Below are 22,911 nucleotides of genomic sequence, written 5' to 3'. Positions count from 1 at the left end.
GGTTAATAAAGGCGCACAGCAGTGCTAGCCGGCCACCGCTTCGAGCTGCGGCGTGATCGATTCGAGCGAGTACTTCAGCGACAGCGACGACGGAGTGTTCAACCCGGCAACTGTCGGATAGTCGACGATGGCCAGACCGCCACTCTTGACTGCGGATAGGTCAGCGAACCCCGGCAGCTTCATCATGTCTTCCAGCGTTCCGCCGTTCGGCAGCAACACCACGACGTCGGCGCTCAGAGCGTCGACCCGTTCGGGGCTGAGCATCAGCCGGCCACCGGTAACGCCCGCCTCTTCGACGAGCTTGGGCGGCAACGACATTCCCAGGCTAGTGAACAATCCCGATGCGCCGTCCTTGGGATCGGCGACGATCACCAACTGCGACGTCGGGAAGACGTACTGCGACAGAAGCGCCGTCTTGCCCTTCAGGCCTGGCAGCCGCTGCGCGAGCGCATCGATCTGCCCGCTTGTCGCCTCGACGATCTCGTCGGCGCGCGACTCCTTGTCGAGAACTCGACCGAGAATCTCGACCTGGTCCTGCCACGGATCGACCTGGACGTCGGACAGACCGGCAATTGTCGGAGCGATCTTGCTCAACTGGTCGAAATCGTCTTGATCGGCGACGGAGAACCCGCCGAGAATCAGATCGGGATCCAATGCTGCAATTTCTTCAGCTTTGAGCGGGACACCGAACTGCTGGATCGCCGAGCGATCAAGTTCCTTCGCCGACGCGTCCACGCCGCTCTCCCACGGGAACAGGCCACGCTCGTCGCCCATCGGGCCGGCAGCCAGGTACCCCACCGGCTGGATTCCGAGTTCGAGCAGAGCGTCGAGCCACTGGGTGTCGGCCGCGACGATACGCGTCGGCGTCCCGGTGATCGTGGTGGCGCCGAACTTGTGATCGATCGTGGTGACCCGACCGTCCGCGATCTCGTCGGCGTCCGAGGACGAACATCCACTGATACCTACGACCAGTGCTCCCAAGAGAGTCACCGCCGAGAACTTCATCGCACGCACGAAAATACTCCTCCACTAGTTAGTAGAGGCTTACCTTCTCATATGGGACCCGGCTGTGTCCGACCTTGCTTTCAGGCGAAACGAGAGAGCAGACGCTCCGCATCCGCGCCGATGCGTCGAACCACATCGCCGGCCGGATGGGTTCCGTGCACGAGTCCGACAGCTTCTCCGGCATAGACGACTCCGCTGTGCGGATCCGACGGGTCGTACGCCTGTGCCAGCGTTTCCTCGTCGGCGTCGACTCCGTGCCACGCGGCAGTGAACTCGTTGGCCACCGCGCGGCCACCCCACCGCTGCGGCCACGGTTGACTGCGCGCTCGGTCGAATACCGAGGTGTAAATCGTGTCCGCACTTCCGGCTTCGACGACGCGGTCGCGGGCATAGTCCGGCCCGACCGTCTCCGGGCTGGCGAGCAGCGCCGTTCCGATCATCACGCCTTCGCCACCGGCCGCCAGGACGGCGGCCAAACCGCGTCCGGTTCCGATTCCGCCGGCTGCCAGCACCGGAAGTGATGTCGCTTCGAGGATCTCCTGCAGCAGCGGCAAGGTTCCGATTCGGCCCGTGTGACCGCCTGCCTCACCGCCTTGCGCGATCACAGCGTCAACACCTGCGGCCTCGACAATACGAAGGTCCTCGAGCGTATTGATCTGTGACACAACGGGAATGCCCGCATCGTGGATTCGTCCGACATACGCGGCGGGATCACCGAACGACAAGGTGATCATGGTCGGCTCGACGGCAATCGCGGCGTCGAGCATCAACTCGTTCTCGGGCAGCGACCACGTCATCAGGCCGACGCCGAACTTTCCGCCGATCGAGCGGGCCACTTCGGCTTCGGCCTCGATCCACTCCGGTGTGTTGTACCGGGCCGCACCGAGCAGACCCAACCCACCGGCCGCCGAAACAGCTCCGGCGAGCGCGCCGCCCGCGCGACCACCCATGGGCGCCCCGAGAACCGGGATTTCGATTCCGAACTCTCGGGACAACCAGGTGGTGACCATGCGCTCCTACTTCTTGGGCTTCTCGCCGACCGATTCCGACGTCAGGGCCGCCACGAATGCTTCCTGCGGCACCTCGACGCGACCGATGGTCTTCATGCGCTTCTTGCCTTCCTTCTGCTTCTCGAGCAGCTTGCGCTTACGGCTGATGTCGCCGCCGTAGCACTTGGCAAGAACGTCCTTGCGGATTGCGCGAATGTTTTCGCGCGAGATGATCTTCGCGCCGATCGCGGCCTGAATCGGAACCTCGAACTGCTGGCGAGGAATCAGCTCACGAAGCTTCGACGTCATGCGTCCGCCGTAAGCACCGGCGTTGGAGCGGTGCACGATCGAGGAGAACGCGTCGACGGCCTCGCCCTGCAGAAGGATGTCGACCTTCACCAGGTCGGCCTGCTGCTCACCGGCCTCCTCGTAATCGAGGCTGGCGTATCCCTTGGTGCGGGACTTGAGGGCGTCGAAGAAGTCGAACATGATCTCGCCCATGGGCAGTTCGTAGCGCAGTTCGACGCGAGTCTCGGAGAGGTAGTCCATGCCGCCGAGCTCACCGCGACGGGACTGGCACAGCTCCATGATGGCGCCGACGTACTCGCTCGGGGCGATGACGGTGCACTTGGCGACCGGCTCGTAGACCTCGCGCACCTTGCCTTCCGGCCAGTACGACGGGTTGGTGACGATGACCTCGGCCCCGTCCTCCATCACGACGCGGTAGACGACGTTGGGCGCAGTGGAAATCAGTTCGAGGCCGAACTCACGTTCGAGGCGGTCGCGGGTGATCTCCATGTGCAGCAGGCCGAGGAAGCCGCAGCGGAAGCCGAATCCGAGGGCAACCGACGTCTCCGGCTCGTACGCCAGGGCGGCGTCGTTGAGACGGAGCTTGTCGAGAGCGTCGCGCAGCACCGGGTAGTCCGAGCCGTCCATCGGGTAGAGACCGGAATAGACCATCGGCTTCGGATCGCGGTAGCCGACCAGCGGTTCGGTCGCGCCGTTGCGGGTTGTGGTGACGGTGTCACCGACGCGCGACTGGCGGACGTCCTTCACACCCGTGATGAGGTAGCCCACCTCGCCGACGCCCAGACCGATACTGGCCTTCGGCTCGGGCGAGATGATGCCGACCTCGAGCAGTTCGTGTGTGGTGCCCGTGGACATCATCGTGATCTTCTCGCGGGGACGGATCCGACCGTCGACCACACGCACGTAGGTGACCACGCCGCGGTACGCGTCGTAAACGGAGTCGAAGATCATCGCGCGGGCGGGGCCGTCTGCATCGCCGACGGGTGCAGGTACCTGCTTGATCACCTCGTCGAGCAGTTCCCTGACGCCCATGCCGGTCTTGCCCGAGACGCGCAGGACATCGCCTGGCTCGCAGCCGGTGATGTGCGCAATCTCTTCGGCATAGCGGTCGGGATCCGCGGCCGGGAGGTCGATCTTGTTGAGGACGGGAATGATCTTGAGATCCTTCTCCATCGCCAGGTACAGATTGGCCAGCGTCTGAGCTTCGATGCCCTGAGCTGCGTCGACCAGCAGAATTGCACCCTCACATGCTTCGAGCGCGCGGGAGACCTCGTACGTGAAGTCGACGTGGCCGGGTGTGTCGATGAGGTGGAGGACGAATTCTTCGCCGTCGACGGTCCAGGGCAGACGAACGTTCTGGGCCTTGATGGTGATGCCGCGTTCACGCTCGATGTCCATGCGGTCCAGGTACTGCGCACGCATCGCCCGCTCTTCGACCACGCCGGTGAGCTGAAGCATGCGATCTGCCAGCGTCGACTTACCGTGGTCGATGTGCGCGATGATGCAGAAGTTCCGGATCTGCGCAGGATCCGTGAACGTCTTGTCGGCGAAGCTGCTGATGGGAGACCCCTTAGTCGGACCGGCACCGGCCCGGATCCGGGCCACTGTCAACCCTCAGGATATCCAAGTCTCGGCGCCGCCGTACCAGGGGTTCCCACGGGTGGGTGATTATGCTCGAACGCTATGGCAAGCATGTGGAAGCAGATCGGCAGAACCCTCGGCGCCCTCGCGGTGGAGAAGGGCCCTGCGTTGCTGCGCCAGTTGCAGTCGTCCACGTCTCAGTCGTCTGCCTCGAAGCCGGGTCCGTCCGGCCGCCCGATCGCCGCGCGAACGTCTCCGACCGCACATCGCGCCCGCAAGGTCGAGTACTCCCCCGACCTCGACGGCAAGGCCGATCCGGGCGAAATCGTCTGGACCTGGGTTGCCTACGAGGAGGATCCGACCCAGGGCAAAGACCGCCCGGTGCTGGTTGTCGGCCGCGACGGCAACACGCTGCTCGGTTTGATGCTGTCCTCGCAGAGCAAACGCGAAGGCGAGCGTGATTGGCTCGCAATCGGTTCGGGCCCGTGGGACGGCGAGGGAAGGCCCAGCTGGGTCCGGCTCGACCGGGTGCTCGACGTTCCCGAGAGCGGGATTCGGCGCGAGGGCGCCGTCATGGATCACAAGAAGTTCGACGCGGTCGCGGCAAAACTTCGGGCCGACTTCAGCTGGAGCTGAAGCCGACCCGAACGATGGAAACAGTATCGATCAGCTGTCCAGACGGTTGAACCGTCCGAAGAGTGCTCGATAGATGAGTGCACCGAGCGCACCGCCGATCAGCGGAAACACGATGAACAACCACACCTGACCGAGTGCACCGTCCTGGAACGGCGCGACAGCGAGGCTTCGAGCAGGGTTGACGGAGGTGTTGTCGATCGGGATCGAGATCAGGTGAATGACGGCCAGGGTGAAGCCGATGGACACCCCGGCGAGCGGCACGTCGGAGATCTGGTCGGTCGACGCGAGAACGACGAATACCAACAGTGCGGTCAGGAGGATCTCGATGATCATGGCGGCACCGATGCCGTAACCGTCGGAAACCACCTGTCCGAGAAGATTCTTCTCGGCCGACGGACTGTGTGCGCCCCAACCGTTTGCGCCGAGGCCATCTGCGGCCCGGTTGTACGCCGGGAGACTGTTGGCCACCGTGTAGATCACGACGCCGGCGACCAAGCCGCCGATCACTTGCGCGACAACGTAAATCGCCGCATTGACGGCCGAGATGCGCCCGATCACGAATTGGCCGAGAGTCACGGCTGGGTTGACGTGGCAACCGGAAATCGGTCCGATCGCATATACGAGGAACAGCAGGGTCAAGCCGAATGCGAAGGCAACTCCGAGATTGCCGACTTTCGCACCTGCGAAGACGGCAGTTCCGACCGCGGAGAACACGAGCACAAATGTCCCCACCGCTTCGGCCGCATACTTCTTCACATCCGAGATCGGTTCGATCTCAGTCAATTCCTGTGCAGTTGGAGACATATTCCCACCTTCTTCTCATCGAACGGTAGTAATGCTCACGCGCCTAGATTTGCCGGACTTTACGCAAGCCTGGTGATCTCCACAACAACTTCGAGATCTGTGGAGCGTCCACCGGAAAAGATTCCCTTCAAAGGCGGCACATCCGAATAGTCCCTTCCTATTCCGACCGAGACATGCTGTTCATTCACAGCTATCGCATTGGTCGGGTCATATCCCCACCACGCGCCGGTCCACGCTTCGATCCACGCGTGCGATTCCCCGACCACCGTGTCCCCGACTGCCGCATCACGTTTGGGGTGGAGATAGCCGGAAACGTACCGACAGGGAATGCCCATCGTTCGAAGCAACACCAAGGTCAGATGTGCATAATCCTGGCAGACGCCTTTCCTGGCCGACCAGGCCTCGACCGCCGACGTATGCACTCCGGTCGTACCCGGAACATATGACATTTCACCGTAAACCCATTGCGACGCAGCCACTACTGCATCTTCAGGTGATTTATCTTTGCGCAATTCCTTGGCAATTGTCGCCAGCTTACGATCACGCGGAACATATCTCGTGAAACTCAGTTGTTCGTTGAATCGATCTTTAATCGCGTTTCCCGACAATTCATCCCAGTCGACGGTTTCCTCAGGCTGAACAAACGGTTCCGTCTCCACCACCGACAGTCCGGTCACTTCCAACTCCGTGTGCGGCGCGTGCAAGTCGAAGGCGGTCACCGCGGTGCCCCAGTAATCGGTGTACCTATAGGAACGCGTTGCCGGCTGGGTTTCGACGCGCGTGAGGATCACCGTCTGCCTGGTGTCGCCGCGGGGTGTCAATCGCGCTTCGTTGTACGACGACGTCACCGGGGCGTCGTACGCATATCCCGTGGTGTGCACGACCCTCATTCGCCAGCTCACAGCTCTCCCTCCACCGTCGACTCCGCATACGCGGCGCCGGCATCCGTCCACGCGACCCACGGCGCAGCGTGGAAGTACTGCAATGCAATCGCCTCACCCAGTTCGCGACAGGTCTCCTGCCAACCGAGCAACCGTCCTTGCAGATCTTCGAGCAACACGCCCTGCGGCAGAAACTCCAGTTCGCTGCGTGCGCGGCCGAGAAGCCGCGGCGCCTCCGCCCGGATTCCGACGCGGCTGCCCGGCTGCGGGTCGAGTTCCTGCAGGCACTTCTCGGCCTGCCTGATCGAATGGAACACCGAGCGCGGAAAGAGTCTGTCCAACAAGATGAATTCGACCACCCGATTGGCGTCGAGCGCTCCGCGATAAGTACGCAGATACGTGTCATGTGCGCCTGCCGAGCGAAGAACACTGACCCACGCCGGCGACGACGGGCGGTCACCAGCGCGCGCCAGGAGCATCCGCACAATCATGTCGACACGTTCGATCGACCTGCCCAGCAGAAGGAACCGGTAACCGTCGTCGCGGCTGAGCGTGGAATCCGCCAGCCCCGCGAACATCGCTGCGCGTTCCTCCACATAACGGAAGAACTCGTGTGGCCCCAGCCTGCGTGACGCGCGTTCACGCTCCGCCAGTCCGTTGTACGTGGTGTTCAGGCACTCCCACATCTCGCTCGACGTGACCTCACGTGCTCCGCGAGCATTCTCACGGGCACTTGCCAGCGAGTCCACGATCGATCCAACCTGATTGCGGCTGAACGCAACCAGATCGGTGAGCGAGCGTACGTCGAGCTTCTCCTCCGGCGCTTCGATGCCGAGGACACGCAGGAGCAGACGCGACGTGCGGTCCGGGTCGACGGTTGCGTCGTCGAGCAGTTGGTGGACGGCGACGTCGAGGATCCGAGCGGTGTCGTCGGCGCGCTCGACGTAGCGGCCGATCCAGTAGAGGGACTCTGCGTTGCGAGCAAGCATCGGTCACCACGCTCCGTTCGCTGATAGTTCTTGGTAGCTGGGCACTTCTGAGGTGTTCACTGTTGTTGCTGCTGCTGTTGAGAGGTGCTCAGTTCGGGTCCCTGCACCGGCTCCGCGGATTCCGGGGGCTCGGACACCAGTTCCTCACCGGACAGCTCTGGGTCCTCGTCCGAGCTGCGGCTGGCGAGCACCCATGTGTCCTTGCTTCCGCCGCCCTGGCTCGAGTTGACCACCAGCGAACCTTCCGGAAGTGCCACCCTGGTCAGGCCGCCGGGCAACACCCACACGTCCTCACCGTCGTTGACGGCAAAGGGTCGCAAGTCCACGTGGCGCGGCGAGAGAACGTCGTCGATCTTGGTCGGCACCGTGGACAGCTGCACGAGAGGCTGCGCGATCCACCCGCGCGGGTCTGCCTTGATCTTGCGGGTGATCGCGGCCAGTTCCTTGGGACTCGCGTCCGGTCCGAAGACGATTCCGTAGCCGCCGGACCCTTCCACCGGCTTGATGACGAGTTCGGCGACGCGGTCGAGGACTTGCTCGCACTCCTCGTCCAACCAACAGCGGAACGTGTCGACGTTCTGCAAGAGCGGCTTCTCACCGAGGTAGTAGTCGATGATCTGCGGAACGTAGGTATAGACGAGTTTGTCGTCACCGACTCCGTTGCCGACGGCACTCGAGATCACCACGTTGCCCGCTCGCGCCGCATTCAGTAGGCCTGCGACGCCGAGAATCGAATCCGGACGGAAGTGCATCGGGTCGAGATACTCGTCGTCGATGCGGCGATAGATGACGTCGACCTGACGCTCGCCTTCCGTCGTGCGCATGTACACCATGTTGTCGCGGCAGAACAGGTCGCGACCTTCGACGAGTTCCACACCCATCTGACGAGCGAGCAATGAATGCTCGAAATAGGCGGAATTGGCGATACCCGGTGTGAGAACAACCACTGTCGGGTCCGCTTCGTTGAGTGCAGCACCCGCACGCAGTGCCCTCAGTAGGTGTGTTGCGTAATCACCTACCGCCCGCACCTTGTGGGACATGAACAGATCCGGGAACACCCGAGTCATGGTGCGACGGTTTTCCATCACATAGGAGACACCGGACGGAGATCGCAGATTGTCCTCGAGAACTCGGAACTCTCCCGCCTCGTCTCGGACCAGGTCGATACCCGCGACATGGATTCGCACACCGTTGGGCGGCACGATGCCGGCTGCTTCACGGTGGAAGTGCTCGCACGAGGTCACCAGGCGGCGCGGCAACACGTGATCGCGCAGGATTCGCTGCTCGCCGTAAATGTCCGCAAGGAACAACTCGAGCGCCTTCACTCGCTGCTTGATGCCCTTTTCCAGCCGCGACCACTCCTGCGCGGCGATGACGCGCGGCACCAGATCCAACGGAAACGGTCGCTCCTGCCCGGACAGCGAGAACGTCACGCCCTGGTCGATGAATGCGCGTCCGAGTGCGTCGGCACGCGCGGCAAGGTCGGCGCTGCTCGTCGGCGCCAGGGCTTTGTACACACCCTTGTACGGGGCACGCACCGAGCCGTCGGGCTCGAACATCTCGTCGAAAGCCAACTCGTAGCGACCGATGTCTGAATATCCGTCGAACACTGCGGCAGGACGCGCTCGGGTGGTGGTCGAACCTGTTTTACTCGAACTTTTCGAAGGCGGCGGCGTCATAGGGCAACATGCTGCTACAAGTGGGGCTATTCGGCAGCGCGGCGAGAAATCGGGCGCTCGGTGTACTCTTCTCGACAGACGCAACGTGCGACGGTTTGGGTTCTTGGGCCCTCGGCTGGTAATCTTGCCAGTCGGTGCATCAGTGCGCCCACAGCTTTCTCGACCGTAACCAGCTAAAGACGACAAGGATTTTACGCGTGGCCAACATCAAGTCCCAGGTGAAGCGAATCCGTACCAACGAGGCGGCCCGACTCCGTAACCAGTCGGTGAAGTCCTCGCTGCGTACCGCGATCCGCTCATTCCGCGAGGCTGCGGCAGCCGGTGACAAGGACAAGGCCAACGAGCTCCTCGTCTCCACCAGCCGCAAGCTCGACAAGGCAGCCAGCAAGGGCGTCATTCACGCCAACCAGGCTGCCAACAAGAAGTCTGCACTCTCGCAGGCTGCCAACAAGCTCTGACGTTTCCACTGTGACGGTTCGCCGTCATACTGGTTCGTCTCGATAGCCGCCAGGTCGAAAGACCAGGCGGCTATTTTGCGTGCTCAATCAGAGCAAAAACCCGCCATCCATGTCTTGCACGGAATATGTGGACCGGGCTGCGACCATCTGATGATGGCGGTCAACGGGAAACGCCCTCGCAGCTGGTTGTTCACGACTGGCTACTGGGCGGTCGTCGCTTTCGGCGTATTGGCAGCCCTGGGGATCCCTCGTTGGTGGGAATCATTGACGGTTGCAGTAGTCGGAGTCGCAGCAAGCTACGGATGGTGGAGCCGCAGGCAACGGGGCGAATTCTGGATCTTCTTCGGCGTGATGTGTTCACTCGTTGCGATTCTGGCGTTTCTCGCCACTGGACGAGCGCTACTCACCACCGTGAAGGTGCCGGTAGACAGCATCGGCCAAGAAACAATTGTCTGCGGCAGTGTGATGAATCCGGCGCCGAACGACTGCCTACGAGTGACCGACATCAGGACTGGTGAACCAACGACACGGCCTCAGGCCATTTCGCACACCCAGTTGGAGCAAGCCTGCGCGAAACGCCTCGACTACCGGGTGGCCGAGGCCACGGCCGCCACTGTCGTCGGACTACTTCTGGCCGGCCGCGCGATAGGCCATGTTGTCCTCAGTTCTTCCGCAACGCGCACACTTTCCGCACTGCCATCTCCAGAGCGAAGGACGAGTCGACTGCGGCGCCCTTCACGTCGGCATTGAGAGCGGCGACGATCTGCATCGCAGCGCCGATCGACGTGGGATCCCAACCGCCGACTTCCTTGATCGCCTTCTTGACCTTCCACGGCGGCATCCCGAGATCCGACGCCAACCGGAACGGGTCACCGCCCCGCGCAAACGGGCCGACCTTCGCGATGGTGTGGACTGCATCGGCGAGGGCGTCAGCGAGCAGAACGTGCGCCGTTCCGATCTGGTCAGCCCATCGCAGAGCCTCGAGCGCACCCCGGGTATCGCCGACGATAACTTTGTCGGCCACATCGAATCCGGAAACCTCGGCCTTGCCCGAGTAGTACTTGTGGACTGCATCCACGTCGATCTTGCCGCCGGTATCTGCCGCCAATTGCGAGCAGGCCGACGCAAGTTCGCGAAGGTTGGAGCCGACGCTTTCGATCATCGCGGCGATCGCATCGGGAGCAACCCTCACGTCGGCGGTCCGAAACTCACCCCGGACGAAGTCGACAAGCTGACTCTTGTTCAGTTTTCCGCAGTTGTGAACCGTCGCGCCGAGCTTCTCGAGGGCCGGCGCCAACGCCTTCGCGCGACCGCCGCCCGAGTGCACGACGATCAGAACGACGCCTTCTGCCGGCTCACGCGCCGCCTCGAGAACAAGAGCTACGGCATCTTTGCCTGCTTCTGCGGCCGATTCCAGGACGATCACACGGTCTTCGGCAAAAAGAGAGGGGCTGAGCAGCTCAGCCAACTCGGGAGCATTGGTGTCTCCGGCACGCATCTTGGTCACCGGGAGATCCGAAATACCCTGGCCGCGGTCACCGCGGACGGCTCTGATGAGCTGCGATACCGTGCGGTCGATCAGGAACTCGTCGTCCCCGAGAACAAGATGCAGCGGATCGACTACAGACGGATTACTCACCCGAAGATGGTCCCACGAGGAACCGACACGATCGACACAGACCCGCCGCCCCCGCCGTACACAGCGACGGTGCCGTCGACGTCGGTCCGAACCACCGCCCCGCCCAACGAAACCAGTTCGTCGAGAACCTCCTCATTCGGGTGCCCGAAACTGTTGCCGTCGCCGACGCTGATCATCGTCAACCTCGGACGCACCGCTTCCAGAAAAGCCGACGACGTGGTCCGAGAACCGTGATGGGGCAGCTTCAACACATCGGCCTTCACGTCCGTTCCCGATCGGAGGACGGCCTCCTCCCCCGCAACTTCGGCGTCGCCCGTCAACAGAATTCGACCCGCGCCCGTGTGCGCCATCACCACCAGCGACTGATCGTTGGCTGCATCTGCGGCATCGACGGAATCGCGGGGAGCTGGAAGCAACGGTCCGAGAACCTCCACGTTCACCGATCCCAACGTCAACTCCATACCTGCCCGCAACGAGACAACCGGAACGCCGTGCGACTCGGCGGCATCCTTTACCGCCCGAAAACCTGACTCCGGCAACAACATCGACCCGACTCCGACCGCAGCGACCGAACGCCCACCCAGAACTGCTTCCAATCCACCGATGTGATCGGCATGAAAATGACTGATTATCAGCAACGCGATGTCGTTGACGTCCAACATGTTCAGGCAACGATCCATCGACGTGGGATCAGGACCGACATCGATGACGATCACCCTGCCGTCTCCAGTCGAGAGCACAAGACCGTCCCCTTGACCGACGTCGCACATCACCAGTACCCACCCCGGAGCAATACGACCACCGCCGAACACGTGCTGAAAGACGAGGGCTAGAACAACTCCCAGAACGAGGACGCCGACCACCCATCTCGAGATCCGATTCCACAGCGTCAGCGCCGCGGCCAGTAAGACGCCCACGACGACCAGAGCACCGATGAGCCCTGACGGCACCACCACCGACGCTCCGGGAAGCGCCGCCGCCCGCTCGGACACGTACAGCAGCCACCCCATCGGCGGCCGGACCAGCGGCGTGACGAACACCGCGATCGGGGGACAAATCAGCGCACACAAGGCAATCACCGCACCGAACACCGTGATGATTCCGATCACAGGCCCCACGGCCATGTTCGCGGCAATCGTAACCACGCTGAAGGTTCCCGCCATGGCGCCCACCAGTGGCGCAGACACGACAAACGCAGCACTCGAGACAGCTGTCATCTCCGAAAACCAACGGGGCCAACCTCGTCGACGAAGCACGTCCACCCACACCGGAGCAATGATCACCAGCGCGCCCGTGGCCGTGGTCGACAGCGCAAACCCCCAGTCGACGGCAAGTTCGGGCATCACGACAACCAGCACGATGACGGCTGCGGAAAGAGCAGGCAGTGCCTGTTTGCGTCGACCGGTCACCAGACTGAGCAGGCCGATCAGGCCCATCACCGAGGCGCGCAGAACACTCGGCGACGGCCTCGCGACGACAACAAACGCAACGAGGGCTACCAGCGCCAAAGCAGCGCCGACGCGCGGACTGAGCGCCGCGGCTCTGACCAGCAGCAGAACCGCCCCGAGCAGAATGCTGATATTGGCGCCGGACACCGCGGTGAGATGGGAAAGCCCGGCAACGGTGAAGTTGTCCTTCACCACCGGCGACAACGCCGATGTGTCTCCGACGACGAGGCCAGGCAGCAGACCTGCCTGATCCGGCGGGAGCGCAGCCGAGCACGCAGCGGCGAAACGAGTACGCACCACACTCGCCCATCGCTGATACCAGGGCACTTCTCCCACCGCGACGGGAGGCCCCTCGGACGTGATCACGGCGAGCGTGGAATCGCTACGCCATGGCTGACTCGCCCGGCCGCGAACCGTCAGGCTCTGCCCTGGAACAACTTCGAGCCACGACGAACTGGGCGCCCGGATCGTGACCAGGCCGCCTCCGGAGTACCTGCGATTCTGGGAAGTCACCGAATTGACGGTTGCCCTGAAGAAAATCTGACCTTGACCCGCCGCGCCAGAGACTGCGTGCGGATCCTCCGAGGGTTCCACTTCGACACTCACCCACGATCCTTCGAGGGCAGCTCGGGTCAGTGGGTGCCCCTCGACCTCGGTCGCCCGCCACCCGATGACGACACTGCATCCGGCACCGAACAGCAATGCAACCAACATGATTCGTGCCCACCCCGCAGATGTCCGGCGCACAACCGCGTAAGTGAGGATTGCCGCTGGAATAGCGCATGCCACCGCCAGTACCCACGCGGCGACCGCGCCGAACAGGATCCCCACCGCACTGCTCCCCCACACTGCGACGGCCGACGGAAGCAGTCGAGCGTCGAGGACCGGCGAGGCTTCCGGTTCGTTCACACCGACACCAGCACTCGCAGTTTGGCCAACCTTGCCGGGCCGATCCCGTCGACTTCCCCCAATTGTTCTATGTCCGTGAATTTTCCGTTGGAAGTTCGCCAGGTGATGATCGCCGCAGCTGTTACCGGCCCTACCCCGGGAAGGTCGTCCAGTTCGGCCTCGGTAGCGGTGTTGAGGTTCACCAACCCAGCCCCGCCGGATTCCCCCGCGGCGGCGGGGCCGGTCCCTCCCGCAGTGGTACTCGAACTCGCTGAAACACCACCGGACTGATCGGCGGCCCCCACCACGATCTGATCACCATCGGCAAGCTTCTGTGCCAGATTCAGGCCCACCGTCTCGGCGCCCTCGAGCACTCCACCTGCCGCAGCGAGCGCGTCGGCGATGCGCGAGCCCGAATGTAGGTTGACGAGCCCAGGCGTGTGCACGAGTCCGACGACACTGACCACCAAAGCCTCAGGCGGCTGCTCCGCTACGACGCCGGTCGGTACGGGACTGGCTGATTCACCATCGTCGGCAGTGACATTCTGCGCCGTGACATTCTGCTCCGTGACATTCTGGGGCGAGGGCAACGGTGGGACCGCCTGCAAACTCGGAGAATCCCACCACACCGTGAACAAGCCGATTGCCGTGGCCAGAACTGCAACAATCGCCAACACCCAGGTCGCCGATCGGCTCGGGCGCCAACGTGTACCGCGCCAGCGCTCGGGCAGCCGATCGAACCGTGACGAGTCGGGTTGAGCCTCGTATTCGTCTTCGTCGAAGTCCTGAAGCCACTCGGGGGGCCTCTCGAATGGCTGCGGGGACCTCTCGAAAGACGCTGAATCCTCGAAGTCGTCGACGGCCTGTCGCTGCCGGTAGTTCCCGTCCATCGCCGCGAGGCGATCACGCGCCCGCTCGCGCTCCTCGCTGATCCTCATGACAGGACGCTAACGAGAGACCATGCCGCCGAAGGCGAACAATTTCAGTCTGTGGAGAACTCGCGGATTGTGGAGAAACGATCAGGCGCTCGTGTCGATCTCCGGCAGCGGGCACACCACAACACCGATCGCGCCGACACCGACGTGCGCTCCGATAACCGCGCTGAAGTCGGTGACCACGGATTCCGCCACATCGGGAATGCGCTCGGCCAACTGTTCCGCTATCGCATCGGCACGCTCTCGCGCTCGCATGTGATGCACGGCTATCGCCACGCGGCCGAGACCGGCGCGCTCGACTGCCGAATCCACCAAGCGTGCAAGCGCTTTGGTGGTCGTACGTGTTTTTTCACCGAGCACGAGCTTGCCGTCCACCAGATGCAGGATCGGCTTCATCGCCAATGCAGTACCCAACAACGCGGCTGCGGTTCCGATTCGTCCGCCCCGACGCAATTGATCAAGTTTGTCGACGACGATGTAGCAGCGCCCACGACTCGCGACGTCGACCGCCCGGCCGTACGCCTCTTCGAGTGACGCACCCTTCTCGGCCAAGCGCGCAGCTTCGAGAGCGGGATAGCCCAAACCCATTCCGGCCGACTGCGAATCGACGATCCGGACGGCGCCACCGAACTCCTGGGCTGCGACTCGTCCGGCTTCCCACGTTCCCGAGAGTTGCCGTGAAATGTGCACGGCGAGAACGCCGTCACCGTCGCTCATGTCCAGGGCGCGTGCATACGCTTCGGACAACTCGGCGGGCGACGCTCCGGCCGTTGTCACTCCTGACAGGTCGCTCGGCATTGCGTCGACACCCTCACGCAAGTCGCAGCCGTCACGGAGCACATGGAGCGGAACCACCTGAATCCCACATGCGTCGGCCGACTCCTGCGGGATGCAGGCGGAGGAATCCGTGACGACGACGACCGGCATTCTGCTACCCGACTTCGCTCGGCGGTGATACCAGTTGCGGCGAAACCACTTTCTTCGACTCCACCCCGCGAATCGCAGCGATCATCGCGCGGGCTACACCGACATGACCGTCCCAACCCCAGTGAATACCGTCGGGGTTGCCGTTCTCGGAAAAGACGTTGTCACGCACTGCATCCGCGAGATCGACTACGGGAACGTCTTTCTCCGTAGCCCACTCGGTGATCGCGGACACCGCGGCAGGTCGTCCGGCGTGCACGCTCGCGTAGGCATCGCTGCGGTGCACCGACGGCAGGGTCGCGATCATCGGCAGTTCCGGCCGCATGTACTCCAACGCATTTCGCGAGCTTTCCAAATACTCGACGCTCAGCTTGGGCGGAAGTGCGACCGGGCGGCCCAGAGGTGCAAGCCGCGGCTGCAGCCACTGATAACCCTCGCGCACCACGCGTCGAAGCGCCGGAGGACGAACGTAGCGGATGGTCTCGCGGAGCGCGGTAGGCAATGGGGACGGTAGCGAGTCCATACCGCCGACCGCGAACACGACGGCGCCGGCCCGCGGCACCGCCGCCCACACACGAGGATCCTGAGTCAGTGCCCACCACGCGTCGCGGCACGTCCAGCCGATACGGGCGACCAACTCGACGTCCCAGCCGAGTTCGTCGGCCACGATGTTGGGCCAGATGCGTGGATGATCTGCCGCGAGGCCGCCTTTGGGGCCGAAATACGACAGCGAATCCGCGAGCACGAGGAGGACGGGGCGCTGCCCGTCGGCACTTTCAGAGGACGTCATTTGCGACACTCGCAGAAGCATTCCATACGTCGAGTCGCCACTCGATCGACTTGACGTCACCGTGTCCGCTGAGTTGCACCCAACTGGTGTTTCCCAATCCGCCGAGGACGGCCCAGCGATCGACGGGTAAGTCGAGCAATGCCGCTGTCAGTGCCGCGATCAAGCCTCCGTGCGCCACCAGAACTACGGGCCGCTCGGCCCAGTCCGGGTGCGTGTCGAGCAATTCGTGAACTACGGGGAGGCTGCGATTCGCGACGTCGATTCGGCTTTCGCCGCCGGGCGGCGCCAACGTGGCATCCGCTCGCCAGGCAGATCGCACACCGGGAGTGCGCTCGTCGACGTCATGATGAGTCAGGCCTTGCCATTCACCCAGGTGTGTCTCACGCAGACGCGTGTCGGTGAGGACCGCAAGTCCGGCGGCGTCACCGACAGCGACTGCCGTGAAATACGCGCGCCGCAGATCCGAGGACACGATCGTCAACGGTCTGCGATCGGCGATCACCGGACCTGCACTCTTGGCCTGCGTGCGTCCCAACTCCGACAGGTCGGTGTCGAGTTGCCCCTGCATCCGAGAGTCGGCGTTGTATTCGGTCTGTCCGTGACGCAGCAGGATGAGCCGGCGGACAGGGTTCGACGCCGCACTGGGCGCCGACGAAGTCACAGCGAGGGATCCTGCGCGTCCGGCTCGGAAACCGTGTCGGTCTCGAACACCGTGTTGGCATCGGCGGGGCCGGGACGGTTCTGTCCGAGGCCTTCGACCTCGACCGTCGGGCAGTCCTTCCACAGACGATCGAGAGCGTAGAAGTTGCGCTCCTCGTCATGCTGGACGTGGACGACGATGTCGGCGTAGTCGAGCAGTGCCCAGCGGCCCTCGCGGGTGCCTTCACGGCGGACCGGCTTGTGTCCCGCTTCGCGGAGGCGGTCTTCGATGTTCTCGACAATCGAGTTGACCTGACGCTCGTTGGTCGCAGATGCGATCACGAAGCAGTCCGTGATGACCAACTGTTCGGACACATCGAGCACCACCACTTCGGTGGCCAGCTTCTCGTCGGCTGCCAAGGCCGCGATGCGTGCCATGTCGATGGCTTCGGTGTTTGCACTCACTCGATGTTCTCCAGTTTCGTCTTCAGAAAGTACTTGTTGTTCTCGGCTAGCTCGATTCGGCGCCCGGGACGGCTTCCGACTTCCCCGGTGCGGGCTCCGACATCGTTGTAGCTCCGTCGCGGCGCTCCGCGTCGACAGGTCGATACAGGTTCCGCTTCGAGATGTACTGCACCACTCCGTCCGGCACCAGGTACCAGACGGGGCGGTCTTCACTTGCCCGACGCCGACATTCGGTCGACGAAATGGCAAGTGCCGGAATCTCTATCAACGTGACCGCGTCGGCGGGCATGGTGTCGAGGTGACCGGCCAGATGCTCTGCATTGAGATCGAAACCCGGTCGCGATACCCCGACGAACTTCGCCAATGCGAACAACTCTTCCCAATCTTGCCAGGAAAGGATGCTGGCCAGCGCATCGGCACCGGTGATGAAGAAGAGTTCGGCGTCGGGATGGTAGGCCCGGAGGTCTCGCAGTGTGTCCACGGTGTACGTCACTTTTTCACGGTCGACGTCGACCCGAGAGACGGAAAACCGCGGGTTGGAGGCGGTGGCGATGACCGTCATGAGGTACCGGTCCTCGGCAGGACTGACGCCCCTCCCCTGCTTCTGCCAGGGCCGCCCGGTGGGGACGAAGATCACTTCGTCGAGTCCGAACCGGTCGGCGACCTCACTGGCCGCAACGAGGTGGCCATGGTGAATGGGGTCGAAGGTGCCACCCATCACTCCGAGGCGTCGAGCACGTTCCACCGATAGTCCCTTCTGCACGAGTGTCGAGCTTACGGGTCAGACCGGCAGCAGACGGGACACGACGTCGGCAAGCTGCTGGGCCGAGCGGCACTCGTGCATGCTGATGACCTCGTTGTACACCTTCGCCGCGGAGTCACCCGTTCCCCATTGCCCCTTCGGCTCAGGGTTGAGCCAGTGTGCGTGCTTGGCAACCGCAACCATCTGCGACAGCGACTGGAGGTTGGGATCGCGGTAGTTGTTGCGACCGTCGCCGAGTACCAGCAGCGATGTGCGACTGGTGATCGACTGCGCGAACTTCTCCTGGAAGACCCCGAAGGCGTGCCCGTAGTCGGAGTGGCCGTCGTAGGTGATCAGTTCGGCTTCACGCACCATCCGTGACATCGCGGACCCGAGGTCTGCGTTCGAGTCGAAGAACCGCGTGACCTCGTCGGTCGTGTCGATGAACGCGAACACCCTCACTCGTGAGAACTGCTCGCGCAACGCGTTGACGAGGAGCAGGGTGAAATGGCTGAATCCCGCCACCGAACCCGACACGTCACACATCACCACAAGTTCCGGCCGCGCTCGCTTCGGCTTGCGCTGCACCAGATCGATCGGCACTCCGCCCGTCGACATGGACTTGCGCAACGTGCGACGCAGGTCGATCGAACCCGAGCGGGAGCGGCTACGACGCACCGCGAGACGGCTGGCCAACAGACGGGCGAGTGGTGCGACGTTCTTCTTCAGTGTGGTGAGTTCGGCGTCGGAGGCCCGCAGGAAGTCGACTTCCTCGGCGAGTTTCGGAACGCCGTACGTGGCGACGCGTTCCTTACCCAGATTCTCGGCGGTGCGTCGACGCGTTTCCTTCTCGACCATCTTGCGGAAGTCCGCGATGCGCTGCGCTGCCGTGCGCTTGGCGACCTCGGACTGATAGTCGGAATTGTCCTTGCCCTCGGACCCGGCGCCTTCCTGGTTGCCGAGTAGACCTTGCAGGATCTTGTTGAGCAACGTCTCCGGGGCGACGTCGCGCAGCGCCTGATAGGCGGAGAACGACGGGCCGTTACTCGACTGGTACTGCCCGAGTTCCTCGACCATCGCGGCGGTCAGGAGTTCGGTCATCTCCATCGCCTCGTCGCTGCCGTCTGTCAGCAGTTCGGCGATCAGCTCACGCAATGCCTGTAGGTCGATCGAGCCGTCTGGCTTGCGCGGCAGTGTGACGTCGACGTCGCCGACCGCACGGTCACCGATCGCCTTGGGGAACCACAGGTCGAAGACGGCGTCGAACGTCGCCCGGTGGGTAGGTCGACGCAGGAGCGAGCATGCCAGCCCTTCACGAAGCGCTTCACGATCGAGCAGGTCGAGAACCGACATGACCTGACCGGCGTCGACGGTCTCGGACGGGCCGACCATGATTCCGCGGCGTCGCAGAGCCTCGACAAAATCGACGAGGTGACCGGGAATCCCGTGCGGCGCTGCCAGGCCGCCGGGTGAGAGCGGCGACGTCGATCCTGCGGGAGCCATGTCAGACCTCAGTTCAGCCGAAGTTCAGCGGCGGCACGCACCTGGTCCGACTGGTGCTTGAGGATCACGCCGAGCGTGGCGCGTACGGCGTCGTCGTCGAGCGTGTCCATGCCCAGCGCGAGGAGGGTGCGTCCCCAGTCGATGGTCTCGGACACCGAGGGAACCTTCTTGAGCTGCATTCCGCGAAGAACACGAATGGTGTTGACCAGCTGCTCGGCAATCGCTTCAGGAAGCTCCGGCACCCGGCTTGCGAGGATGCGACGCTCGAGGTCGGCGTCCGGGAAATCGAGATGCAGGAAGAGGCAACGACGCTTCAGAGCCTCCGAGAGTTCGCGCGTGGCGTTGGACGTCAGCACCGTGAACGGCTTGCGGGTGGCGGTGATCGTTCCGAGCTCGGGGATCGTGACCGCGAAGTCGCTGAGCACTTCGAGGAGCAGACCTTCGATCTCGACGTCTGCCTTGTCCGTCTCGTCGATCAACAGCACCGTCGGGTCCTCGCGGCGAATGGCCTTGAGCAGTGGACGTGCGAGCAGGAACTCCTCCGAGAAGACATCCGCCTTCGTCGAGTCCCAGCTGTGGTCGACCGCGACATCACCCCTCGCTCCGCTCGCCCCGCCCGACTGAATCCGAAGAATCTGCTTCGCGTGGTTCCACTCGTAGAGTGCACGAGCCTCGTCGACGCCCTCGTAGCACTGCAGACGCACCAGTTCTGCGCCCGTGGTCTGGGCGACTGCGCGGGCGAGTTCCGTCTTTCCGACACCGGCCGGTCCCTCGATGAGCAGGGGCTTGCCCAGTCGGTCGGCAAGGAACACTGCCGTTGCAGTGCCCTTGTCGGACAGGTAACCCGTCTCGGCCAAACGCTCGATCACGTCGTCGACGCTCGAGAAGAACGGTGTTGTATCGGGAAGAGCTCGGTCCACGGTTAACTCCTAAAAAGGGTGGGGCAAGTCTGGTGAACTTTTCAGGCGGGTCGGGTGTGCCCGTCGCCCCAGACGATCCACTTGGTGGACGTCAGTTCCGGTAGCCCCATAGGGCCACGCGCATGCAGTTTCTGGGTGGAGATGCCGATCTCGGCGCCGAATCCGAACTGCTCACCGTCGGTGAAGGCAGTCGACGCATTGACCATCACTGCCGCGGCGTCGACGCGAGCGGTGAACTCACGGGCAGCCGAGAGATCGGAAGTCACGATGGCTTCGGTGTGGCCGGTCCCGTACTGGTCGATGTGCTCGACCGCAGCGTCCAGGTTCTCGACGACCTTGAGCGCGACGTCGAGCGTGAGGTACTCATTCGACCAGTCGTCCTCGGTGGCCGGGACGAGTCCCGGCAGATCGCCGTGCACGACGACGTCGTGCATCTGAAGCGCTTGAAGCAACTTCGGCACGGCCGTCTCGGCGATGGCGGCGTCGACCAACACCGTCTCCGCGGTGTTGCACACGCTGGGCCGACGGGTCTTGGAGTTGAGAAGAATCTTCTCGGCCATGAGCAGATCGGCGGCCGAGTGAACGTAGACGTGGCAGTTACCGACACCGGTCTCGATGGTGGGGACAGTGGCATCGCGAACTACAGCGCTGATCAGGCCGGCGCCACCGCGCGGGATGACGACGTCGACGAGGCCACGGGCCTGGATGAGGTGCGTGACCGTCGACCGATCCGCACTCGGCAGAAGTTGAACGGAGTCCTCGGGGAGCCCCTGAGCAACCAACGACGCGCGTAGCGCCGCCACCAACGCTTCGTTGGACTTGACTGCCGAGGACGAACCACGAAGCAGCGCAGCATTTCCCGACTTGAGGGTGAGCCCGAAGGCATCGACGGTCACGTTGGGACGAGCCTCGTACACCATGCCGACGACACCGAGCGGAACGCGCTGCTGCCGTAGTTCCAAACCGTTCGGCAGAGTGGAGCCGCGAAGAACTTCGCCGATCGGATCGGGTAGTCCGGCAACCTGGCGCAGACCTGACGCGATGCCCTCGATGCGGTCAGCGGTCAGACGAAGACGGTCGAGCAGCGATTCTTCGGTGCCACCCGCCTTCGCGGTGTCGATATCGAGAGCGTTGGCCGCGAGAATCCGATCACTTGCCGCGAGAACTGCGTCGGCTGCGCCGTGGAGCGCAGCGTCCTTCTGCGCCGTGGTCAGCAGAGCCAGGACGCGCGAAGCCTTACGGGCTCGGCGTGCGGCGTCGTGCACGACGGACTTGGTGTCGGACGCATTCGAGTCGACGGTTTCTGCGTTGGAAGTCACAGCGGTCATGAATACACATTAACCACCCACCTCCGCGGCCTGCTCGGCGGAACGAGGCTGTGACCACCGGGGGACATTCCGGCGGACCGGCTGCGAACATTTCGGCGGACCGCCGGGGAACAATTCCGATGCGCGGCGCTGTTGCACCCACCGACCTTCTTCTTCGAGTCAGGAGCCATCCGTGAGTGTGTTGTTCGAGCCTTTGACCCTGCGTGGCGTCACCATCCCGAACCGCGTCTGGATGGCACCGATGTGCCAGTACTCCGCTGACGTCATCGGCGACCAGGTCGGAGTGCCCAACGAGTGGCATCGCACGCATCTGGTGAGCCGTGCAATCGGCGGCACCGGCCTGATTCTCACCGAGGCGACGGCCGTCAGTCCCGAAGGCCGCATATCGCCAGCTGATCTGGGGATCTGGAACGACACGCAGGCGCAAGCCTTCGCCGAGATCAACGCGCAACTCGCGTACTTCGGCGCAGTGCCCGGAATTCAGCTGGCCCACGCCGGACGCAAAGCGTCGACGCAGGTTCCGTGGCGCGGCGGCAAGAGCCTGCCCGCCGACGACCGACTCTCGTGGCAGACGGTTGCCCCGAGCGCGGTTCCGTTCGGTCACCTTGCCGATCCGGTAGAGCTCACCACGGAGGGCATCGAGAAGGTCGTCGCGGACTTCGCAGCGGCGGCTACCCGCGCATTGAAGGCCGAATTCAAGGTCGTGGAAATTCACGCGGCCCACGGATACCTGATCCATCAGTTCCTCTCCCCCGAGAGCAACAAGCGAACGGACCGCTACGGAGGCAGCTTCGAGAACCGCATTCGATTGCTCCTCGAAATCCTGACAGCAGTCCGCGAGGTGTGGCCGGCCGAGTTGCCGCTCTTCGTCCGGGTCTCGGCGACCGATTGGCTGACGGAAGAGCGTGGGCTCGAGGTCGACAGCTGGACCGCGGATCAGACTGTTGCCCTGGCCAACATCCTCTCCGATTACGGGGTCGATCTCGTCGACGTCTCCACCGGCGGCAATTCACCGGCGGCACAGATTCCGGTGGAACCGGGATACCAGGTTCCGTTCGCCCGTCGCCTGCAGAACGAGAGCCTGTTACCGGCCGCCGCCGTCGGCCTCATCACCGAACCCGAACAGGCCGAGAAGATCGTCGAGGACGGAAGCGCAGTGGCGGTGCTCCTCGGCCGCGAACTGTTGCGTGATCCGTACTGGGCGCGCCGGGCGGCACGGGAACTGAACGCCGAGGTCGGACCACATATCCCGACGCAGTACGCCCGCGCCTTCTAGCCCGAAAATCGGCTCCCGCGCCCAACTTTGATAGCGTAAGCGTCTTACTTGCCGGTAGTCCGGAGCCCTGTGGGCTCCGGACA

Annotated in this window: 21 protein-coding genes; 3 read left to right on the top strand and 18 right to left on the bottom strand. The window is 63.5% G+C overall.

Translation table 11 applies throughout. From position 1 onward, the window contains the following. Positions 1-24 precede the first annotated feature (24 nt). The 3 genes from EEB12_RS25850 to lepA all read right to left on the bottom strand — a co-directional run bounded on the left by EEB12_RS25850 (position 25) and on the right by lepA (position 3,914). Positions 25-1,005: an ABC transporter substrate-binding protein gene (locus tag EEB12_RS25850; protein ID WP_258537402.1), complete on the bottom strand. Its 981-nt coding sequence runs from the start codon at positions 1,003-1,005 to the stop codon at positions 25-27. An 80-nt stretch (positions 1,006-1,085) separates the two neighbouring features. Beyond that, a complete protein-coding gene (locus tag EEB12_RS25845; RefSeq protein WP_080910054.1) occupies positions 1,086-2,015 on the bottom strand; it encodes an NAD(P)H-dependent flavin oxidoreductase in 930 nt (309 codons plus the stop codon). A gap of 6 nt (positions 2,016-2,021) precedes the next feature. Further along, positions 2,022-3,914, bottom strand: coding sequence for a translation elongation factor 4 (gene lepA, locus EEB12_RS25840; protein ID WP_141488767.1), 1,893 nt, complete (start codon positions 3,912-3,914; stop codon positions 2,022-2,024). 72 nt (positions 3,915-3,986) lie between these two features. On the opposite strand from lepA, the gene EEB12_RS25835 reads away from it, so the two are divergent. Beyond that, entirely contained in the window at positions 3,987-4,520 is a 534-nt protein-coding gene (locus EEB12_RS25835) for a type II toxin-antitoxin system PemK/MazF family toxin (protein ID WP_020969977.1), read from the top strand. Between the two features lie 30 nt (positions 4,521-4,550). On the opposite strand, the gene EEB12_RS25830 is transcribed toward EEB12_RS25835, so the two are convergent. Genes EEB12_RS25830 through EEB12_RS25815 form a run of 4 tightly spaced genes read right to left on the bottom strand, consistent with a single transcriptional unit; the run spans position 4,551 to position 8,873 of the window. Then, a complete protein-coding gene (locus EEB12_RS25830; protein WP_019749045.1) occupies positions 4,551-5,324 on the bottom strand; it encodes an aquaporin in 774 nt (257 codons plus the stop codon). A 59-nt stretch (positions 5,325-5,383) separates the two neighbouring features. Continuing rightward, the gene (locus EEB12_RS25825; protein WP_007731033.1) at positions 5,384-6,214 is read right to left on the bottom strand and encodes a transglutaminase domain-containing protein; all 831 of its coding nucleotides are present in this window, start codon (positions 6,212-6,214) and stop codon (positions 5,384-5,386) included. An 8-nt stretch (positions 6,215-6,222) separates the two neighbouring features. After that, positions 6,223-7,194 carry an alpha-E domain-containing protein gene (locus EEB12_RS25820; protein WP_019749046.1) on the bottom strand — a complete coding sequence of 324 codons (972 nt, stop codon included), beginning with the start codon at positions 7,192-7,194 and terminating at the stop codon, positions 6,223-6,225. A 56-nt stretch (positions 7,195-7,250) separates the two neighbouring features. Then, the gene (locus EEB12_RS25815; protein WP_019749047.1) at positions 7,251-8,873 is read right to left on the bottom strand and encodes a circularly permuted type 2 ATP-grasp protein; all 1,623 of its coding nucleotides are present in this window, start codon (positions 8,871-8,873) and stop codon (positions 7,251-7,253) included. 197 nt (positions 8,874-9,070) lie between these two features. Between EEB12_RS25815 and rpsT the strand changes: the two genes are divergently transcribed. Continuing rightward, positions 9,071-9,331, top strand: a complete 261-nt coding sequence (rpsT, locus tag EEB12_RS25810; protein ID WP_003944567.1) for a 30S ribosomal protein S20 — start codon at positions 9,071-9,073, stop codon at positions 9,329-9,331. A gap of 661 nt (positions 9,332-9,992) precedes the next feature. On the opposite strand, the gene holA is transcribed toward rpsT, so the two are convergent. From holA to EEB12_RS25755, 11 genes are all read right to left on the bottom strand, one after another. After that, a complete protein-coding gene (holA, locus tag EEB12_RS25805; protein ID WP_099698214.1) occupies positions 9,993-10,970 on the bottom strand; it encodes a DNA polymerase III subunit delta in 978 nt (325 codons plus the stop codon). Then, positions 10,967-13,327, bottom strand: coding sequence for a ComEC/Rec2 family competence protein (locus EEB12_RS25800; RefSeq protein ID WP_141488766.1), 2,361 nt, complete (start codon positions 13,325-13,327; stop codon positions 10,967-10,969). Before EEB12_RS25800 ends, holA begins: the two co-directional genes overlap by 4 nt. Further along, positions 13,324-14,244, bottom strand: coding sequence for a ComEA family DNA-binding protein (locus tag EEB12_RS25795; protein WP_141488765.1), 921 nt, complete (start codon positions 14,242-14,244; stop codon positions 13,324-13,326). The genes EEB12_RS25800 and EEB12_RS25795 overlap by 4 nt, the downstream gene beginning before the upstream one ends. Positions 14,245-14,325: 81 nt before the next feature. Beyond that, entirely contained in the window at positions 14,326-15,168 is an 843-nt protein-coding gene (locus EEB12_RS25790; protein ID WP_020908214.1) for a DegV family protein, read from the bottom strand. Positions 15,169-15,172: 4 nt separating this feature from the next. After that, entirely contained in the window at positions 15,173-15,955 is a 783-nt protein-coding gene (gene octT / locus EEB12_RS25785) for a diglucosylglycerate octanoyltransferase (protein WP_019749052.1), read from the bottom strand. Then, on the bottom strand, positions 15,942-16,616 hold the full coding sequence (locus EEB12_RS25780) for a histidine phosphatase family protein (RefSeq protein ID WP_141488764.1): 675 nt from the start codon (positions 16,614-16,616) through the stop codon (positions 15,942-15,944). Before EEB12_RS25780 ends, octT begins: the two co-directional genes overlap by 14 nt. Continuing rightward, entirely contained in the window at positions 16,613-17,059 is a 447-nt protein-coding gene (gene rsfS / locus EEB12_RS25775) for a ribosome silencing factor (RefSeq protein ID WP_003944502.1), read from the bottom strand. Before rsfS ends, EEB12_RS25780 begins: the two co-directional genes overlap by 4 nt. Positions 17,060-17,105: 46 nt before the next feature. Then, positions 17,106-17,822: a nicotinate-nucleotide adenylyltransferase gene (gene nadD / locus EEB12_RS25770; protein ID WP_080657183.1), complete on the bottom strand. Its 717-nt coding sequence runs from the start codon at positions 17,820-17,822 to the stop codon at positions 17,106-17,108. 18 nt (positions 17,823-17,840) lie between these two features. After that, positions 17,841-19,304, bottom strand: a complete 1,464-nt coding sequence (locus tag EEB12_RS25765; protein WP_020908216.1) for a vWA domain-containing protein — start codon at positions 19,302-19,304, stop codon at positions 17,841-17,843. Between the two features lie 8 nt (positions 19,305-19,312). After that, positions 19,313-20,224 carry an AAA family ATPase gene (locus EEB12_RS25760; RefSeq protein ID WP_019749056.1) on the bottom strand — a complete coding sequence of 304 codons (912 nt, stop codon included), beginning with the start codon at positions 20,222-20,224 and terminating at the stop codon, positions 19,313-19,315. Positions 20,225-20,265: 41 nt separating this feature from the next. After that, entirely contained in the window at positions 20,266-21,552 is a 1,287-nt protein-coding gene (locus EEB12_RS25755; RefSeq protein ID WP_141488763.1) for a glutamate-5-semialdehyde dehydrogenase, read from the bottom strand. 172 nt (positions 21,553-21,724) lie between these two features. Between EEB12_RS25755 and EEB12_RS25750 the strand changes: the two genes are divergently transcribed. Next, entirely contained in the window at positions 21,725-22,828 is a 1,104-nt protein-coding gene (locus tag EEB12_RS25750) for an NADH:flavin oxidoreductase/NADH oxidase (RefSeq protein ID WP_141488762.1), read from the top strand. Positions 22,829-22,911 lie beyond the last annotated feature (83 nt).

It is taken from the genome of Rhodococcus sp. WS1 (genome assembly GCF_003797745.1).
Lineage (GTDB): Bacteria > Actinomycetota > Actinomycetes > Mycobacteriales > Mycobacteriaceae > Rhodococcus_F > Rhodococcus_F erythropolis.
This window is presented reverse-complemented; position numbering and strand designations above follow the sequence as displayed.

Coding starts and splice junctions, on each gene's coding strand:
- EEB12_RS25850 (WP_258537402.1), bottom strand. CDS start 1,005: ATGAAGTTCTCGGCGGTGACTCTCTTGGGAGCACTGGTCGTAGGTATC.
- EEB12_RS25845 (WP_080910054.1), bottom strand. CDS start 2,015: ATGGTCACCACCTGGTTGTCCCGAGAGTTCGGAATCGAAATCCCGGTT.
- EEB12_RS25835 (WP_020969977.1), top strand. CDS start 3,987: ATGGCAAGCATGTGGAAGCAGATCGGCAGAACCCTCGGCGCCCTCGCG.
- EEB12_RS25830 (WP_019749045.1), bottom strand. CDS start 5,324: ATGTCTCCAACTGCACAGGAATTGACTGAGATCGAACCGATCTCGGAT.
- EEB12_RS25825 (WP_007731033.1), bottom strand. CDS start 6,214: ATGAGGGTCGTGCACACCACGGGATATGCGTACGACGCCCCGGTGACG.
- EEB12_RS25820 (WP_019749046.1), bottom strand. CDS start 7,194: ATGCTTGCTCGCAACGCAGAGTCCCTCTACTGGATCGGCCGCTACGTC.
- EEB12_RS25815 (WP_019749047.1), bottom strand. CDS start 8,873: ATGACGCCGCCGCCTTCGAAAAGTTCGAGTAAAACAGGTTCGACCACC.
- EEB12_RS25795 (WP_141488765.1), bottom strand. CDS start 14,244: ATGAGGATCAGCGAGGAGCGCGAGCGGGCGCGTGATCGCCTCGCGGCG.
- EEB12_RS25790 (WP_020908214.1), bottom strand. CDS start 15,168: ATGCCGGTCGTCGTCGTCACGGATTCCTCCGCCTGCATCCCGCAGGAG.
- octT (WP_019749052.1), bottom strand. CDS start 15,955: ATGACGTCCTCTGAAAGTGCCGACGGGCAGCGCCCCGTCCTCCTCGTG.
- EEB12_RS25765 (WP_020908216.1), bottom strand. CDS start 19,304: ATGGCTCCCGCAGGATCGACGTCGCCGCTCTCACCCGGCGGCCTGGCA.
- EEB12_RS25755 (WP_141488763.1), bottom strand. CDS start 21,552: ATGACCGCTGTGACTTCCAACGCAGAAACCGTCGACTCGAATGCGTCC.